Genomic DNA, 18,254 nt, shown 5'->3' on the forward strand with positions numbered 1-18,254 from the left:
AATAAACTGACGCTATCGAAATTAAATTTGCCAAAAAAATGTGCAAACGTGGTTTAAGCGCAACATCAAATAGAAAATATTCAATACACGCCACTTACTAGCGACTAGAACTTGTCATGTGGCGCAAAAATGTGCTTGTCGCGAATTGTAATCAATTGTTGTCTCTTTGTATTTTTGATTGACTTTAAGAAAAATCGCCCCGTGCGCTTTCACGCACGGGGCGATCGATTCCAAACCGGTTGACTTAGAAAGTGTAGTTACCGGTCAGGTAGAAGGTGCGGCCCATCGGATCAGCATAACGCGGGTCAAAGCCAACCTGGTGGCCGGACGAAGCGCGCAGCGAGAACGGCGGCTTGCGGTCGGCGATGTTCTTGATGCCGGCGCGCAACAGCAGCGACTTGTTGACGCTCCACTTGCCTTGCCAATCGAAGGTCAGGTGCGATGGAACTTCGATACGGAAGGTCTCCAGCAAGCCGGTTCCCACATTGCGGCTGGTCGCTTCGGCGTCCGTATAGCCGTTGCGGTATTGCGCGACCAGCGAGTTCGAGAACGCGCCGGTGTCCAGCGTGGTCGACAGGCGGACGATGTGACGGAAGGCCACGTCGCCGTCGGCAGGGAAGAAGTTCACGCTATCGAGCCACTTGTCGGTACCGGCCTCGGTCGCCTCGGACTTCAGCACGTAAGTGCCGTTCAGGGTGGTGGTCAGCTTACCGAAGGAGAAGTTGTGACGGTAAGTGGTCTCCCAGTCGATACCCTGGTTGCGAGTCTGGCCGATATTGATCGACAGGGTCTTCTTCGCCCAGTAGGTCTGGCCATTACCCGGATCCACGAAGGTGGTGAACAGGTCGCGGTAACGGACCGGGTCAGCGAAGATCTGTTCTTCGGAAACGCTGTCAACTGCGTCGCGCATCTTCACGTCCCACAGGTCCGCCTGTACTGCGAACGACGACGTCGGTTCGAAGCGGAAGCCGATGGTGTACTGTTTCGATTTCTCTGGCTTCAGGTTCTCATTGCCGCCGGAAACCACGTTGTACTGACGAGTGCCTACTTGGCAGTAATCCGCGTTTTCAGCACGCAGATTGGCTGGGCATGGCCAGGACTTCGAAGTGAAGCCGGCCGTTACCAGCGGCTGGCCGATATCGAGCATGGATGGCGCTTTGAAGCCAGTGCCATAGGATCCGCGCATCAGGAACGATGGCGTAGGCTGCCAGCGTGCCGACACCTTGTAGGTGTTGGACGATTCCTTGCTGCCCATCTCGCGGTTAACCAAAGCATTCTTGACCGCTTCGAAGGTATCGCGACGCGCCGCTACGCTCAGTTCCACGGATTTGACGACTGGAGCAACCATTTCGGCAAAGAGGCCGTAGTTGTTGCGCTCCAGATCATAGGCTGGCGATGCGCTGAAGCCGAAGATGTCGCTTGCCGTGGCGCGCGGGGTCTGCTTGTAGTGGTAGTTGCGGTAGTCGCCGCCCAGCGCGATGCTGGCAGCGCCGCCCGGCAGCTGGAACAGTTCACGCGATGCATGGGCATCGATGCCTTTCAGCGTGGTCGATGCATCGCGAATCGAACCTTTGAAGACCGAGCTGGCGATCAGTTGCTTGGTCGCGTCCGACTGGCCGCCGATCGGCAGGAACGGGTCGAACAAGTTGCGCGCCAGCATGTCGCGGAACTCGGTGTTCTTGACGTAGCCACCCACGTAGCGCTCATCGATGGCGTTCTTGGACCAGGTCAGGCCGCTGCCAAAGCTCCACGCGCCGATTTCGCCTTCCGCACCCACCACCAGGTTCTTGGAGGTCGTGATGGTATTGCTGTCGCGGGTGCCCCAGTCGTAAGTGCGGTAGCTGGCGGACACGGTGCGCACATCGGCGTCCTGGGCGGTGGTCAGGTAAGGACGCACATAGGTGTTGTACAGCGGGGAACCTTTGGCGATCGATACCGACGCCGTATTCGGTGCGATACGCGCGGTCAGATCCAGGCGAGAGAAGGCGCCTTCGACAAACATGTTGATCTTGTCGCTGACTTTCACGGTCGCTTTACCGAAGAGGCTGTCGCGGCTGTTTTCCGGCACGATTTCAATGGTCTGCACGAAATCGAAGCCGCAGTTCTGCACCAGCGCGGTGTTGCTCAGGGCAACTTGGTTCATGGGCGCGCAGCTGCCATTCTGCTTCAGGTATGGGTTGAAGCCGATTGGCTGGGCACCGGCGGTACGGAAAGTCGCCGAGACGTTGGCCGGAATCGCTGCCGGGCTCGTGCGGTCATAGATGTAGCGATTGCCGTTCCAGTTAAACGGAATATAGGCGGTCGAAGCGAAATCGCGGTCAATCGCCTTCAACTGCTTCTGTTCATCCTTGCGGTAGGACAGCAGCACGTTGAAGCGGTTTTCGTCCAAGTCGCCAAAGCCGTAGGTCAAGCTGAAGTTGTTGTTGCGGCCGGCGCTCGATTCGCCTGGCTGGCTGTGGGTCGCTTCGATATTGAAGCCCTGGTAGTTCTTCTTCAGGATGAAGTTGATCACACCAGCGATAGCATCGGAACCGTACAAGGCGGAGGCGCCGTCAGTCAGGATTTCAACCGATTCCACCGCGCTCATCGGGATGGCGTTCAGGTTGATGGTCGAGCCGGAACCCTGCGGGGCGATGCGGCGACCGTTCAGCAGCACCAGCGTGTAATCTTCGCCGATATCGTGAATCGAAGCGGATACGCGGCCACCGGAGTTGGTGCCAGCCGCGATGGCGGCAATGGTGAAACCCTGCATCGCCGGCATTGCCTGGATCAGGTCGGCGACCGTGGTCGCGCCGGACTTGGCGATTTGCTCGGTGGTCAGGCGCTGCACTGGCAGCGCGCCTTCCGCATTGATACGCTTGATGGCAGAACCGGTGATTTCAACGCGCTGGATTGGTGCTTCTTGTGCAAAGGCCGCGCCAGCAGCAAATACGGTCAGCGCCGACAAGGCCAGGCGTACCGAGCGTACGCCAATTTTCTCCTGGAAAAACATTCCCTACTCCCCTTTTGTATTTACAATGAACCAGCTTCGGTGACGCTAGTCAGTTGGGGATTATGCAAGTTCCAATGTTTTCCGTGACGGGAGAATCTGGAAATTTGATGTCAGAGTTGTTACAAACTCGAAATATTCGTAGATAATTCGAAACAATAGGCTACGATCCGAATTTAGTTCGACAAAACTTCAGTGGCTGCGTTGTCTTAACGCGACAGTAACCTAGTTGTTATTCAATACACATCACGCCGGTAGCGTCCGGAGCTGGACAGTTCTGCCAGCTTTTCGCCAGTAAATATTTCTCGTAAAGCATTATCCACTCCGGTAGCCATGCCTTCCAGGCTGCCACAAACGTAGATGGCAGCGCCCTCCTCTACCCATGCCCGCACAGCTTGGGCGTGGCGCAGCAACAGGTCCTGCACATAGTGTTTGCCATCCGGACCGCGCGACCAGGCCAGGTCCAGGCGCGGCAGCATGCCCTGGCGCTGCCAGGCTTCCAGTTCATCGCGGTAGAAAGCGTCATGCGCCGGATCGCGCTCGCCGAACAGCAGCCAGTTGCGGGCTTGGCCGGCGGCGACACGCGCCTTCAGGTGGCCGCGCAAGCCGGCGATCCCGCTGCCGTTGCCAATCAGGATCAGCGGCCGCGCGGCGTTCGCCTCGAGCCGGAAGCGGCGGTGTTCACGCAGGCGCAGGCGCACCACGGCGCCCTCCTCTGCCTGCTGTGTGAGCCAACCGGAAGCCAGGCCGTGGCTGCCGTCGCCGTGGCGATGCAGGCGCACCAGCAGGTGCACGCGGCCATCGGCCGGGACCGAGGCGATCGAATATTCGCGTGGCCGATCGGGATCGTCCGGCGCCGCGACCTGCACCAGGTCGCCCGATTGCCAGGACGGCAGTGCAGCGCCCGGCATCGGTTCCAGCTCAAGGTGGTAGATCGGCGCACCGGCGCTGCCGGGATTGAGCTGGCGCCGCCCGGCCAGGCGCCATTCCGCAAAGGCCGGCGCGTCCCAGTCCGGCGCATCGCTGGTGCCGGCCAGGTGGCTCAGTTGCTGGCGCCAGGTGGCAATGGCCGGAGCAGCGCTGCGGTCGACTTCAATGCGCGGGAACAGCGCCTGCGCGCCGCGTGCTGCCAGCCAGGCATCAAGGGCACGGCCGAAACCGCAATAGCTGCTGTAGGCGCTGTCGCCCAGCGCCAGCACGGCGTAGTGCAACTGGCCCAGTGCGAGGTCGCTGCGCGCCATCAGGCGCTGTGCAAAGCGCGCCGCCGCATCGGGGGGATCGCCTTCGCCATAAGTCGAAACCAGGAACAGGACACGCTCCGTCGACTGCAGCGTGGCCGCATCGAGCTCGTCAAAATCGCACAGGCGGTTGGCAATGCCTGCCACGCGCAGGGTTTCGCCGGTCTGGCGCGCCAGAAGTTCGGCATTGCCGGTCTGGCTGGCGTAGGCCACCAGCCATGGCGAGTCTCCCGCCGCGGCGCGCGCCGCCCGCGCCGCTGCAAGGGCGCGCCGTGCGCGCAGCCAGGGCAGCAGGCATACGATGCCGTAGCCGGCAATCATGGCGGCGGTCAGGCCGAGGCGGAGCGGGTCATTCGTCAGGATCATTCTTCTTCAAGCATTTTCTGGAACCGGCTGCTGAGCACTTCGCGCAGCCCATTCTCTTCGCGCAGCAGGAAGCGTGCAGCCAGGCGCTTGCGCTCAGCCAGCGCCATCCCTTGCTCAGGACCCAGCACCGTCAGTGCGGTAGACCAGGCGTCGGCCGCCATCGCGCGTTCGTGCACGACTGTGACCGAGGCCAGCGCATTGGTAATCGGCATGCCGGTGCGCGGGTCGATGGTATGCGGCCGCCGCGTGGCGTCCTGCATGAAATATTTGCGGTAATCGCCCGAAGTGGCGACGGCCAGGCCATGCAGCGCGACGGCGATCTCGCCCGCGCCGCCGGCGCCCGGCGCCTGCGGTTCTTCCAGCGCCACCCACCAGGGCTGGCCATCGGGCTTGAAACCGGCGCCGCGCAGTTCGCCGCCTACTTCGACCAGGTAATGCCGGCAACCCTGCCCTTCCAGGTAGTGCGCCAGCTTGTCCACGCTGAAGCCCTTGGCCACCGCGGACAGGTCGAGCTGCACGCCGCCGGGCTGGAAGGCGCGCCGGCGCGGGACATCCAGCTCCACCACGCGGCCGGCCATCCGGGCGCGCACGGTGGCCACGTCGCGCGCACTGGGCGGCACGAAGCCGGCTTCATCATGGCGCCCGGTCGGGCCGAAGCCCCACAGGTTGACCAGCAGGCCGGCGCAGGGATCGCAGGCGCCGCCGGTTTCGCGCGCCACTTCCCGCGCATAGTGCAGGACTTCAAAAAAATCGGCTGGCAGCGTGTGCCAGGTACAGGCGCCGGCACGGTTGAAACGGCCCAGGTCTGAGCCCGGCTCCCAGTGGCTCATCTCGCGTACCACCTGGTCCAGCTGTTCTTGCAGGCCGGCTTGAATGCTGGATGCTCGCAGCGGCGCGCCGGCAGCGACCGCGCCAGGCGCCAGTGCCACGCGCGCCGACCAGGTGGTGCCCATGCTGGCGCCACCGAAATCGACGATGCCCGCCCCCGCCGGCGCTGGCTCGGCGGAAATGGTGGGCGGCAACAGTACCCGGCGCACCTGCTTACTGCGGCAGTACTTCCACCGTTGCAGCGTAGGTTACGCGGCGCGGCGGCATCTGGCGCGGGCCCGGCTGCTGGCCGGCTTGCGGCGCTGCGGCAGCAGGCCAACTGCTGGAGACCAGGTACATACCGGCTTCGGGAATCTTGAATGTGATTTCGCCCTTGGCATCGGTCGCCATGCGGATCTCGCCCAGCGTGCCGCGATAGCGTACGCCACCCGGGATCAGGCTGAAGGCCTGGTTGGCGGCTGGCTTGCCGTCCAGCAGGAACTTCCATTTGGCTTCTTCGCCCGCACGCATATCGTTCGGATGGGTCACCGGCACCAGCTCCAGGCCAACGCCAGTCGGCTTGAACACCGCCTCGTCGGTCTTGTTGGCGCTGACGAAGGTCTCCAGGCGGCTGGCGGTACGCGACACATTCAGTTCATCCGCATTGGCCGGCACGTTGGCAGCCATGTCGGCCTCGGCACCGCGCCAGCGCTTCGTTTCACCATTGACCTTCCAGCTTGCCATCACCGACTGGCTAACCAGCGCGATCTTGTAGGTGCCCGGCTTGGCCATCTTCACGTCGAAAGTCGAACGCAGGCGGCCAGTCAGGGCGTTCTGCATGTCGACCTTGGCGCCGTCCGGGCCGGTGATGGCAATGCCGTCCAGCTTCAACGGCACGTGATCGATATCGAACAGGCCTTCCGAAATGGCGGCATCCACGGTCACCCAGGGTTCCTTGGCATCGACCAGGGAAGACGATGGCAGCAGCCATGGCTTGTGCGCATGGGCGCTGAAGGCGGCGCCGGCCAGTGCCAGCGCGATCAGGGTTTTGCTCAGCTTCATGGCGGCTCCTTATGGTTTGACTTGTACGGTTACGTCGCCCAGTTCTTCCTTGCCCTTGGCGGAGAAGGACTGCGCCGATTTCGGCGGCCATGCCACCGGCACTTTGACCAGTTCGCGGCCGCCTGCTTCGCGCGCCGCCTCCACCACCAGCTGGTAATTGCCGGCAGGGAGCTTGTTCAGCGCATCCTTCGCCACCGGGAAGCTCAGGGAAACTTCGCCTGGTGCGCGGGTGGCGCCGCTCACGCCGTCCATTGGCATTGCCACGTCGCGGCCGGACTTGCGCCACCACTGGCGCATGTCCCTCAGCCACTTGGTGCCGGCGTTGTCCTTCTTCTTCAAGTCGTACAGCACGGCCAGGTTGGCCACGACTTTCTGGTCCGCGTTCTCCAGCCAGGCCGCCACGTATGGACGGTGGTATTCCGCCACGTTCAGTTGCGGAATATCGAATTTGAGCGTCAGGTCGGCCGCCATCGCGGACGCGCTCACCAGCGGCAAGCCGACGGCGATGGAATAACGAAGTTTCATACAGAAGTCCTTAATGAATGTAGAGCAAAGCGATAACACAGGGAATGACGACACCCAGGCCCACCATCGGCCAGGTGAACGGCCGCTTGGCCGCGTGAAATTTCAGGATCAGCAAACCGGTAATGCAGAACACCAGGCAGGCCGCCGCAAAGATATCGATGAACCAGTTCCAGGCCGCGCCGGTATTGCGGCCCTTGTGCACGTCGTTGAGCCAGGAGATCCAGCCGCGGTCCGTGTTTTCGAATTCGGCAGCGCCGTCTTCCAGGCCGATGCGCACCCAGGCATCGCCGCCCGCCTTCGGCATCGGCAGGTAGACCTCGTCGACCGACCACTCGGCTTCGCGGCCGCCGGCCTTGACCGACCAGGTGTCGCGCAGCCAGCGCTCGCCGGCTTCCGGCAGCGGCGCCTTTTCGCCGTCGTGCTTCTCGGCAAAGGCCTGCAGTTCTCCCACCAGGGCGGCCGGCGCGGTGGCTTGCTGGCGCACCACCGACGGTTTGGCCTCGATCTGGCTGGCGTGGTTGAGGGTGATCCCGGTAACTGCAAACAGGATCATGCCGAGCAGGCACATGGCCGAACTGACCCAATGCCATTCGTGCAGGAGTTTGAGCCAGACGGCACGTTTCGCCGCCTGCGCTTGCTGGTTGTCTGGATTGCCCAATGCTCTGGCTTTCGTTGTTTTTGGATGAGTGGGTTTCAAGATAATAATCGACAGCGCTTGCTAATGCAATTGAGAATCGTTATCATTTACATTCTTATACATTCCCGCATCTGCTTGCAAGCATCGAACTCAAACGATGCAGGCAGCGATACAACATTAAAAACGCATCATTCTGGAGAGTATTTTGACCATCCGTAGCCGTAAGCACTCGCTCACCGCCCAGCCACTGCTGAACCAATCGCTGCTCGCCATGGCCGCCATCGGCCTGCCGCTGTCCGCCCACGCCCAAGCGCAAGAAAAAACCATGGCTGAAGTCAAGGTAGAAGCTGCCGCCGAGTCTTACAAGGCCGACCGCGCGTCGTCGCCGAAACTGACCGCCCCGCTGGTCGATACACCGCAGACCATCACCGTCATCAAGAAAGAGTTGCTGCAAGAGCAAGGTGCGACCTCTGTCATGGAAGCGCTGCAGAACACCCCGGGCATCACCCTGCAACTGGGCGAGAACGGCAACACCAGCGCCGGCGACACCTTCCAGATGCGCGGCTTCGCGGCCCAGACTTCGGTCTTCGTCGACGGCATCCGCGACCTGGGCGCCGTGACCCGCGACGCGTTCAACCTGGAGCAAGTGGAAGTGGTGAAGGGCCCGGCGGGCGCCGACATCGGCCGCGGCGCAGCTGCCGGCTACATCAACCTGGTCACCAAGCTGCCAACCCGTGAAAACGCCACCGGCGGCTCCCTCGCCCTCACCCAGGGCGGCGTCAAGCGCCTGACCGCCGACGTGCAACGCGCCTTCGGCAGCAGCGGCGCCTTCCGCCTGAATGCACTGGCTTCGGATGGTTCCATCAAAGGCAGCCGCGCGCTGGACCGCGAAAGCCGCGGCATCGCCCCGTCCGTCGCCTGGGGCCTGGGCACGCCTACCCGCCTCTACCTGTTCTCGCAGCATATCCGCCAGCAAAACGTGCCGGACGGCGCCATCCCAAGTGTGGGCGAGTCCGGCTTCTACAACGCGACCTACCCGCACCTGGCATCTGCCCCGCGCGTCGACCGCAATAACTGGTACGGCCTGACCGGCGACTACGAAGACGTCGACGCCGACATGGTCACCGCCAAGATCGAACACGAACTGGCGCCGAAGACCACCCTGACCAACACCACCCGCTACGGCAAGTCGAAGATGGACCGCATCCTGACCGGCGTGAACGCCGTGACTGCCGCCAACGCCGCCAATCCGGCCAGCTGGACCGTTGCGCGCACGCGCCAAAGCGTGCTGCAGGAAAACACCATCCTGGCCAACACCACCAATATCGTGTCCGAGTTCGAAGCCTTCGGCGTGCAGCACACCATTTCGACCGGCCTGGAACTGCTGAACGAAGAACAGTTCACCCCAATCCGTACCGGCCTCGGTACCGTCGCGGCGGCCAACCTGTACAACCCGAACCCGAACGATGCGCTGACCGGCTTCAACCCGGTGCGTAACGGCGCCTTCACCAAGGGCCAGACCACCACCGTCGGCGCCTACCTGTTCGACACCATCAAGCTGAACGACCAGTGGCAGGTGAACGGCGGCCTGCGCTACGAGCGCTACAACACCGACACCGACAGCGCCACCCTGAACACGACCACCAACGTGCTGGCAGGCAGCCATGTCGAGAAGTCCGGCAACCTGGCCAGCTTCAAGACCGGCGTGGTGTACAAGCCGACCGCTGACGGCAGCATTTACCTGGCGTACGCCAACTCCAAAACCCCGCCGGGCAGCGCCAACCATTCGCTGGCAGCGCAGACCGCGAACAACGCCAACAATCCGTCGCTCAAGCCGCAAAAGACCACCAACGTCGAGTTCGGCACCAAGTGGGATGTGATCCAGAAGCAGCTGGCCCTGACAGCCGCCCTGTACCGCACCACCAACAAGGATGAAATCCCGCAACTGATCGATTCCGTGACCAATACCTGGTCGCAGCTGGGCGAGCGCCAGGTGCAAGGCGTGGAGCTGGGCGCAGTGGGCCAGATTACCAAGGCCTGGAGCGTGACCGCCGGCGTCGCAACGATGGATACCGAGATCAAGGAAGGCACCAGCGGCAACAACGCCGCGGGCGCCGCCACCCGCTGGTCGCCGAAAGTGACGGCTACCCTGTGGACCAACTACAAGCTGAACGACAAGTTCAGCTTCGGTGGCGGCGCCCGCTACGTCGGCACGCAGAAGCGCCTGGTCGATCCGGCCGGCAATGCAGCAACCACCAATATGCCGTCGATGCCATCCTACACCGTGGTCGACGCCATGGCGGCCTACCAGCTGTCGAAGAATGTGGCGTTGCAGCTGAACGTGTACAACCTGTTCGACAAGTACTACCTGAGCACCCTGAATAATGGCGGCTCGCGCCTGGTACTGGGCGCACCACGTTATGCCAAGGTGACCGCAAACTTCCAGTTCTAAACCAAGGTGCAATGAACATGGCGGGCTGCAAGGCCCGCCATTTTTTTCGGACCGCCCATGCCGAAAGAAAAATGCCGTCCAGCACTCGCTGGACGGCATTAACGATCGAGCAAACTTTTCGCTCTACACGCCGGAACTTGCATCCGGCCCTGGTGCACCGCCTTCGGTGCCCAAGCCACTACCGCCCTGCCGCGAACCGCTCTCCGTGGCGCTTTGCCGGTTGCCCGGCAAAGGTCGGTCGGCGCGGCGGACCTGGCCTTCCGGAACATCGGTATTCGCGATCTCCGGATGCTCAGTATCGACCAGCACAAAGTTTTGCTGGTTCTCCGTGTCCTTACTGGGTTTGTCAGGCCTTCCCATGCTGGCCTCCTTACTTCAATGAAACTTAATACTTGTCACCACCCTGCTTGTTGCCCTGGTAGTCCTGCTGGTAGTCCTTGCCGACTTCCTGCTGTCCCTGGCCCGGTTGCTGCTCGGTACGGCTGGCATTGCCACGCGAACCGCTCTGGCGGTTGCCATCGTTCTTGTGGCTCATGCTGCCGGCGCGGCGTGCTTCCTCGGAAGTGAACTCGTGTGCGGTACCCTTCTGGTGGGCAGCGCGGCCGCCTTCGGAAGCGATTTCCCGCTGGCGCTGTGGGTCCATGGAGGCAAAGCCACGTGCACTTTGCTTGCTGCCGGTCGGACTGTCCTGCCGGTTGCCGCGTTTGTCGCCTGGATTATTCGAAGCCATGATTCGTCCCCCTGCTCGGTTCGGTGGAAAAGACCCCCGCCCCTGTGCGTAGGCGCGGGAGAACTCATGTTAGTGCAAGCACTGTACAGGTAATATAGGACGTTCAGCGCGACAAATGTAGGATATCGCCTACCTTTTTTCAATCAGGAAAATCAAATCGTCAGCAACGACATAGACCGAGTCACTGGCGTGCGGAATTAAAGAGTGCCCGCCAGTAAAGGCGCCAAAGGCTGGCAAGATGGCGCGCCTAGTGCCAAGCAGAAAGCAAGGCAGGCGCAGCGACTCGCGCGCGGTACGTAGGTGGAATACCGGATGCACATGTCCGGCGATGACATAGCCTTCGCAAGCCACGTCGGGATGGTGGCACAGGGCAAAAGGACCGTTGGCAAAAGGTTCTTCGGCCATCGTCACGCGCAGCAATTCCGATGGATCGCCCGCGTGCCAGTCATGGTTTCCGCGCACCAGCACCAGCTCCAGTTCCCGGTGCCGGCTGCGCCAATCCAGCATGGCTTGCAAGGTTGCTGCGGCCTGCGCCGCGCGCGAATGCAGGAAGTCGCCGAGGAAAACGATGCGCTGCACTTCATACGTCGTTAACAACGTTTCGAGCGCTGCAAGATTTTCACTGGTGGTGCCGCGCGGGACCGGCACGCCCAGCGCCCGGAAGCTGGCTGCTTTGCCAAAATGGATGTCGGCCACCATCAAGCTTTTTTCTGCAGGCCAGTACAAGGCCTTTTGCGGCAACAGCAGCACGCGCTCGCCCGCCAGTTCCGTTGCGACGGCATTCATGGCCCGGCCGCCTTTTCAAGCTCGCGCAGCATGCGGGCCACCCGGTCGGACAGTCGTTCTGTCGTCAGCTTCTCGCGGAAGCGTTCGACCATCAGCGCGAATCCGAACGGTGTGGCGCGGCGCACTTCGTGGAAACTCATCCGCCGCCGCTGCAAGTCCTGCAGCGTGGCGCGCAATCGCCGCAGTTCAAGCTCTTGCTCAAGCACTTCACGCTGGGCTTGGGACAACAGCAAGTTGCCCGCATCGTGCTTGCGGAAGACTTCAAAAAACAAGGACGAGGAGGCCTGCAACTGCCGATTGCTTTTCGGCTGCCCCGGATAACCCTGGAAGATCAGTCCCGCGATGCGCGCAATTTCTCGAAAACGCCGCTGCGACAGCTCGCCGGCATTCAGGCTGGCCAGCACATCCTCCAGCAAGCCCTCGGTATTGAACGCGCCGCCATCGTCCAGCGCTTCGTGCCAAGGCAGCGCCTCGGGTGCCAGTAATTCGAAGCCGTAATCGTTGACGGCAATTGAAAACGTCGCGGGCCTGGCGCGCGCGATGCGGTAGGCCAGCAGGGAAGCGAGGCCGATATGCACCGAACGTCCTGCAAAGGGATAGATGAAGAGATGGTGCCCTTCCCTGCTCTCCATGGCTTCGATGACGGTGGTATCCGCAGTGGGAAGCCCTGACCAGCGCTGCTGGATCTCCAGCAGCGGGCGAATAGCCTGCATTTCAAGGCTGTCGTAGTTGCCGCCGGCAGCGCGCCGCAACTGCTCCAGCGCCGCGTGTGCCAGCTCGGACGACAAAGGCATCTTGCCGCCCTGCCAGCGCGGCACGGCACCCTTGGCCCCTGTCGCGCGGCGCACGAAGGCCGTCATTTCATGCATGCGCACGAACTCGAGGATGCGGCCGCCGAACAGGAAATGGTCGCCCTTGGCCAGGCGCGCAATAAAACCCTCTTCCACGCTGCCCAGCGCGCAACCATTCATGTATTTCACCTGCACAGCCGCTTCCGAAACAATGGTGCCAATGCCCATGCGGTGGCGGCGGGCGATGCCGGCATCTGGCACGCGGTAGATGCCTTCCTCGTCCGGCAGCACTCGGCGGTACTCCGGATATGCCGACAGGCTTTGCCCGCCACGCGCCACGAAGTCCAGCGCCCATTGCCATTCTTCCGTGCTTAGCGAGCGGTACGACCACGCGGCGCGCACCTCCGCCAGCAGCTCTTCGCTGCGAAAACCGCCGCCCAGGGCGACCGTGACCAGGTGCTGAACCAGCACATCCAGCGGCTTCTCCGGCGGCAGCCTCGGTTCGATCTGGCGTTCGCGCACGGCTTCGATGGCGCCAGCGGCCTCCAGCAACTCCAGGCTATGGGTCGGCACCAGCGTGATGCGCGAAATGCGGCCGGGGGCATGCCCTGAGCGGCCGGCCCGCTGCAACAGGCGCGCGATGCCCTTGGCGCTGCCGATCTGCAGCACGCGCTCGACCGGCAGGAAGTCGACGCCCAGGTCCAGGCTCGATGTGCACACCACCGCCTTCAGTTTGCCCTGCTTGAGGCCTTGCTCGACCCATTCGCGCACTTCCTTGTCGAGCGATCCGTGGTGCAGGGCGATCAGGCCAGCCCATTCCGGGCGCGCGCCAAGCAGGTGCTGGTACCACAGTTCGGCCTGGGACCGCGTGTTGCAGAACACCAGGGTGCTGGCGTGTTGCGCGATCTCGTTCGCGACCGGCTCCAGCATCTGGATGCCGAGATGGCCCGCCCATGGAAAGCGCGATGGATGATCGGGAATCAAGGTGTCCACTTGCAGTTCCTTGCGCAAGTGGCCTTCTACGATCGTGCCCTGCGCTGCCAGCACCTCGCGCGCCTGCCACAGGTTGCCCAGGGTGGCAGACAGGCCCCACACCACCAGGCCAGGTTGCCAGTTGCGCAAGCGCGCCAGCGCGAGCTGGGTTTGCACGCCGCGCTTGTTGCCCATCAGCTCGTGCCACTCGTCAACCACCAGCATGTCGAGCCGCGCGAACAGGTCCTTTGCATCCGGTCGGCTAAGCAGCACGGTCAGGCTTTCCGGCGTGGTCACCAGCGCATGCGGCAGGAGGCGGGCTTGCCTGGCCCGCGTGCCGCTGTCCGTGTCGCCCGTGCGGGACTCCACTTGCCAGCCAGGGAGCAACTCGCAGGCCGACGACTGCAAGGCGCGCAAGGTGTCGGCAGCAAGGGCGCGCATGGGCGTGATCCAGAGGACGCGCAAGCCCGCCTTGCGGCCGGCAGCTGCGCGCTGCAAGGCGGCGAACCACACTGCCAGCGTCTTGCCAGAGCCGGTAGTGGCATGCAGCAGGCCGGATTCGCCGCGCAGCGCCGCATCCCAGACCTCGCGCTGGAAGGGGAAGACCGACCAGCCGCGCGCCGCGAACCAGGCTTCCACCGCGGCACGGGAAGGGCCCGCAGGCGAGCCGGCGGCAAATACCTTTCCATCCCCGGGCGCGGCTTCGCCAGCCGCTGCTTTGCCGTCCGCCGTGTCGCCGGGTGCCGGCGGCAGCCGTCGAGGCGGCAAGGGGCGCGGGCGGGGAAAGGCCGGACTCATGGCGCCGCCTGCGCCAGCAAGCCGCGCAAGGTTTCCAGCGTATCGGCATCCTCGACGGCTTTGTCGTCGCGCCGCCGCAGGATGCGCGGAAAGCGCACGGCAATTCCCGATTTATGCCGCGGCGACAGCGCAATACCCTCGAATCCGATCTCGAACACCATGGTCGGCTTCACGCTGCGGACCGGTCCGAAACGCTCGATCGTGGTGCGGCGAACGGCATTGTCCACTTGCGCGATCTCCGCATCCGTCAGGCCGGAGTATGCTTTGGCAAAGGGCACAAGTTTGCGCTCGCCGGCCGCCTCGCTGTCCCAGACCGCAAACGTGTAATCGGTGTACAGCGAAGCGCGCCGGCCGTGACCCGCTTGCGCATATACCAGCACCGCGTCGACGCTGAAGGGATCGATCTTCCACTTCCACCAGGTTCCCACATCCTTGGTGCGTCCCACGCCATACCCTGCGCCGCGCGCCTTGAGCATCAGTCCTTCCACGCCGCGCCCGCGCGACTCCTGGCGTACCTGCGCAAGCTGCTCCCAGTTCTCTGCCACTACCAGCGGCGAAATGCGCAGTCGCGGCTGCGCCGCCTGCGCGACCAGCTGCTCCAGCAAGGTTCGCCGCTCGTGTTGCGGCAACTGGCGCACGTCGACGCCATCGAGCTCCAGCAGATCGTACGCCAGCAGCACCGCCGGAAGCTCCGCCAGCAGCTTCGCGCCAAGCAGCTTGCGGCCGATCCGCTTTTGCAATGCCGCGAACGGGGCCGGTGCATCGCCCGGGGGCCATACCAGGATTTCGCCATCGATCACGGTTCCCTGCGGCAGGCGGACGGAGGCGAGCTCCGGAAATCGCTCGGTGATCAATTCCTCACCGCGCGACCAAAGGAAATTCAGTCCCTCGCGCGACACAAGCTGCGCGCGCATGCCATCGTATTTCCACTCGACCTGCCAATCCGCCAGGTCTCCCAGCGCAGCGGGATCGGCCTGCAAGGCATGGGCGAGAAAAAATGGATACGGCTGCCCGCCCCGCTCCGCATGTTCGCTCGCCGAGGGCGCCGCAATCAACTGCAGGAAGCCTTGTGCCGTGGGTGCCACGCTGCCATCGGTCCAGCCCATCAGACGCTGCGCGACCAGCTTGCTGTCAACTGCGGCGATGGCGCTCAGCGCCCGCGTCACCAGCAAGCGTGACACGCCCACGCGGAACCCGCCCCCGATCAGCTTCACCAGCAGGAAGCGTTCGCGGGTTTCCAGTTCGTCCCAGTAGCGGAACAAGGCGGCACGCACCTCGTCCGGTGCTGCGCCACGCCAGGGGGCGATGCGCTGCTCGATCCACTGCGCCAGGCCAACATCGCTCTCCTGTTTGGGCGCCGGCAGGATGTGGGCAATCGTTTCGGCCAGGTCGCCCACCGCGTGGTAGCACTCGTCGAACAGCCATTCGTCCAAACCCGCGTATTCGGTCGCGTACTGGCGCAGCAGTTTCACCGGGACAGCCTGGCGCGGCTTGCCGCCCGCCAGGAAATACACGGCCCACGCCGCATTTTCCGGCGCGGCCCTGCCGAAATAGGCTTGCAACGCTTCCAGCTTGCGCCTGGTGGACGTGGTTTCATCCAGTTCGGAATATAGCCGGGCAAACTCACGCATCGGCCGCCTCCCCCGTTTCTTCGTCACCGAACTCGGTATCGAAGGCTTTGGCGTCGTAACCGTTCTGGCAAAGCCAGCGCACCATGACGGGAATCGAACCATGCGTCACGATCACACGCTGCGCGCCTGTGGCGCGGATCGCCTGCATCAGCCCGGGCCAGTCGGCATGGTCGGACAGGACAAAGCCGCGATCGACCGCGCGCCGCCGGCGTGCGCCGCGCAACTGCATCCAGCCGCTGGCAAAGGCATCGCTGAAATCGCCGAAGCGCTTTATCCAGGGCGAGCCTGCTGCGGACGGCGGCGCCAGCACAAGCGCCTGGCGCAGCGCGGCCTTGTCGACGTCGCCCACCATGACTGTCGGCGGCAAAGCCACGCCGCCGTCGCGGTAAATCCGGTTCAGCGGCTCGACCGCGCCATGGCAGACGATCGGCCCGATGGACGGATCGAGCCCTCTGAGGATGCGCTGCGCCTTGCCGAAGGCGTAGCACAGCATGATGCTGCAGCGCCCCTCCAGGGCATTGCGCCGCCACCAGGCGTTCATGTCATCGAAGATTGCCTGCTGCGGCTGCCAGCGGTAGATTGGCAGGCCGAACGTGGATTCCGTGATAAAGCAGTGGCAGCGCACCGGTTCGAATGGTGTGCAGGTGGCGTCCGGCTCCACTTTGTAATCACCTGAGGCAACCCACACTTCGCCCCGGTATTCCATGCGCACCTGCGCCGAGCCCAGGACATGGCCGGCCGGGTGCAGCGAGATGCGCACGCCATTGTGTTCGAGTGCCTCGCCGTATGCCAGGCCCTGGACGGTGATATCGCCCAGCCGGGTGCGCAATATGCCGATGCCTGGCGCGGCGCACAGGTAGTGCGCGTGGCCAGGACGCGCATGGTCGCCATGGCCGTGCGTAATCACCGCGCGCTGCACCGGCTGCCAGGGGTCGATGTAAAAGCCGCCCGGTACGCAGTACAGCCCTTCCTTGCGCACCACTACCATGTCCGCCATGCTCACTCCCCTGCGCCGATTGTCGGTGGCGAGCGGCAGTTGTCGCAGGTACCGCAGCGCTCAATGCCGGCCGATGCGTCGCCGAAATAGTCGAGCAACAGTTTCCAGCGGCAGTATCCGCTCTGCGCGTACGATACCATCAGCGCCAGCGCCTCGCGGTCGTGCTCCTGCTTCTCGCGATAGCGTTCCGCCAGCCGTTCCAGGTCGATGGGCCGCGGCGCATCGCCGGCCAGGCGGTATTGCAGCTTGCGGTCCTGTTTCAGCCAGCCGCCTTCTTTCAACAGTTTGAGCGCCACCTGGCTGCGCTTGTCGCGCGGGCGCTCGCCGCCCTCTGCTGCCGCCGCGTAGGCTGCGCGCAGCAGGGCCGCATCGGGATAGCTGCGCGCCAGGAAGAATTGCTGCACACGCTTGTCTTCATGGAAGTACAGCAGCGTACAGCCGGCCGCCTCGCTGTCGCGCCCGGCACGCCCCGCCTCCTGGTAATAGGCTTCCAGGCTGGCCGGCACCTGCAGGTGGATCACGAAACGGATGTCGGGCTTGTCGATGCCCATGCCGAAAGCGTTGGTCGCCACCATGACCCGGCGCGCGCCGGACATGAACATTTCCTGGTTCTGGTGCCGCTCGCCGGCATGCAGCTTGCCGTGGTAGAGCGCCACGCTCTCCCCCGCCTCTTCCAGTGCGGCCAGCATATCTTCCGCTGCCTTGACGGTGGCAGCGTAGATGATGCCGCTGCCCGCCGTTTCCCGCACCAGGCGCAGGGCTTCGGCCGCGCGCTCGTCGGCATTGGTGACCTGGCGCACGGCCAAGTGAAGGTTGGGACGATAGATGCCGGTATTCACCACGCGCATTTCCGGCGCGCCAAGCTGGCGGCGGATATCGTCCACCACTTCATCGGTGGCGGTGGCGGTCAGCGCCAGCACTGGCGGGCGGCCCAGCGCATCGAGCGCAGCGCCGATATCGAGGTAAGCCGGACGGAAGTCGTGGCCCCAGCGCGAAATGCAGTGGGCTTCGTCCACCACGACCAGGCCGATGTCGGCCTTGTGCAGCAGGGACATGAACTCCGGCGTGGCCAGCCGCTCCGGCGTGCAGAACACGATGCGGTCTTCATTCTTTCGCAAGCCTTGCAATGCCTCATGCTGTTCTTCAGCCGGCACCTTGCTGTTAAGCTGCCCGGCTTCGATGCCGATATCGTCGAGCTTTTCGGCCTGGTCCTTCATCAGCGAGATCAGGGGCGAGACGACGACCGTGCTGCCCTTCAGGATCGATGCCGGAATCTGGTAGCACAGCGACTTGCCGCTGCCGGTAGGCATAATGGCAAGCGTGTCGTGCCCCGCAAGAACGCTGTCGATCACTTGCCGCTGCCCGGCCCGCAGGCGTTCGACCCCGAACACGTCGCGCAGCAGGCGATGGATTTGATGATGAGTAGTCATGACCGCAAGTTAGCGCGATTACTGGTAAGATGTCGGCGACCTA

The 18,254-nt window shown here is 63.5% G+C and carries 14 protein-coding genes; 1 reads left to right on the forward strand and 13 read right to left on the reverse strand.

Annotation, left to right across the window (positions count from 1 at the left end; genetic code table 11):
• Positions 1–244: 244 nt before the first annotated feature.
• The 6 genes from ACWBU6_RS22800 to ACWBU6_RS22825 all read right to left on the reverse strand — a co-directional run bounded on the left by ACWBU6_RS22800 (position 245) and on the right by ACWBU6_RS22825 (position 7,645).
• On the reverse strand, positions 245–2,992 hold the full coding sequence (locus tag ACWBU6_RS22800) for a TonB-dependent receptor domain-containing protein (RefSeq protein WP_452645626.1): 2,748 nt from the start codon (positions 2,990–2,992) through the stop codon (positions 245–247).
• Between the two features lie 233 nt (positions 2,993–3,225).
• Positions 3,226–4,593: a sulfite reductase subunit alpha gene (locus ACWBU6_RS22805; RefSeq protein ID WP_452645627.1), complete on the reverse strand. Its 1,368-nt coding sequence runs from the start codon at positions 4,591–4,593 to the stop codon at positions 3,226–3,228.
• On the reverse strand, positions 4,590–5,630 hold the full coding sequence (locus ACWBU6_RS22810; protein WP_452645628.1) for an FAD:protein FMN transferase: 1,041 nt from the start codon (positions 5,628–5,630) through the stop codon (positions 4,590–4,592). The genes ACWBU6_RS22805 and ACWBU6_RS22810 overlap by 4 nt, the downstream gene beginning before the upstream one ends.
• Positions 5,631–5,634: 4 nt before the next feature.
• Positions 5,635–6,462, reverse strand: coding sequence for a DUF4198 domain-containing protein (locus tag ACWBU6_RS22815; RefSeq protein ID WP_452645629.1), 828 nt, complete (start codon positions 6,460–6,462; stop codon positions 5,635–5,637).
• A 9-nt stretch (positions 6,463–6,471) separates the two neighbouring features.
• A complete protein-coding gene (locus tag ACWBU6_RS22820) occupies positions 6,472–6,987 on the reverse strand; it encodes a DUF2271 domain-containing protein (protein ID WP_452645630.1) in 516 nt (171 codons plus the stop codon).
• 10 nt (positions 6,988–6,997) lie between these two features.
• On the reverse strand, positions 6,998–7,645 hold the full coding sequence (locus ACWBU6_RS22825) for a PepSY-associated TM helix domain-containing protein (RefSeq protein WP_452645631.1): 648 nt from the start codon (positions 7,643–7,645) through the stop codon (positions 6,998–7,000).
• A 184-nt stretch (positions 7,646–7,829) separates the two neighbouring features.
• Between ACWBU6_RS22825 and ACWBU6_RS22830 the strand changes: the two genes are divergently transcribed.
• Positions 7,830–10,076, forward strand: coding sequence for a catecholate siderophore receptor Fiu (locus tag ACWBU6_RS22830; RefSeq protein WP_452645632.1), 2,247 nt, complete (start codon positions 7,830–7,832; stop codon positions 10,074–10,076).
• A gap of 123 nt (positions 10,077–10,199) precedes the next feature.
• On the opposite strand, the gene ACWBU6_RS22835 is transcribed toward ACWBU6_RS22830, so the two are convergent.
• The 7 genes from ACWBU6_RS22835 to ACWBU6_RS22865 all read right to left on the reverse strand — a co-directional run bounded on the left by ACWBU6_RS22835 (position 10,200) and on the right by ACWBU6_RS22865 (position 18,211).
• Entirely contained in the window at positions 10,200–10,436 is a 237-nt protein-coding gene (locus ACWBU6_RS22835) for a hypothetical protein (RefSeq protein WP_452645633.1), read from the reverse strand.
• 25 nt (positions 10,437–10,461) lie between these two features.
• A complete protein-coding gene (locus tag ACWBU6_RS22840) occupies positions 10,462–10,806 on the reverse strand; it encodes a KGG domain-containing protein (RefSeq protein WP_452645634.1) in 345 nt (114 codons plus the stop codon).
• A 129-nt stretch (positions 10,807–10,935) separates the two neighbouring features.
• Positions 10,936–11,556: a ligase-associated DNA damage response endonuclease PdeM gene (pdeM, locus tag ACWBU6_RS22845; RefSeq protein WP_452645635.1), complete on the reverse strand. Its 621-nt coding sequence runs from the start codon at positions 11,554–11,556 to the stop codon at positions 10,936–10,938.
• Positions 11,557–11,588: 32 nt separating this feature from the next.
• Positions 11,589–14,153 (reverse strand): ligase-associated DNA damage response DEXH box helicase, encoded by a 2,565-nt coding sequence (locus ACWBU6_RS22850; RefSeq protein WP_452645636.1) that lies wholly within the window; start codon positions 14,151–14,153, stop codon positions 11,589–11,591.
• Positions 14,150–15,784: an ATP-dependent DNA ligase gene (locus ACWBU6_RS22855; RefSeq protein WP_452645637.1), complete on the reverse strand. Its 1,635-nt coding sequence runs from the start codon at positions 15,782–15,784 to the stop codon at positions 14,150–14,152. Before ACWBU6_RS22855 ends, ACWBU6_RS22850 begins: the two co-directional genes overlap by 4 nt.
• Complete coding sequence (locus tag ACWBU6_RS22860; protein ID WP_452645638.1) at positions 15,777–16,781, reverse strand: ligase-associated DNA damage response exonuclease; 1,005 nt, start codon at positions 16,779–16,781, stop codon at positions 15,777–15,779. Before ACWBU6_RS22860 ends, ACWBU6_RS22855 begins: the two co-directional genes overlap by 8 nt.
• A 2-nt stretch (positions 16,782–16,783) precedes the next feature.
• Positions 16,784–18,211: a RecQ family ATP-dependent DNA helicase gene (locus tag ACWBU6_RS22865; protein ID WP_452645639.1), complete on the reverse strand. Its 1,428-nt coding sequence runs from the start codon at positions 18,209–18,211 to the stop codon at positions 16,784–16,786.
• Positions 18,212–18,254: the final 43 nt, after the last annotated feature.

The organism is Pseudoduganella sp. HUAS MS19, assembly GCF_053615455.1.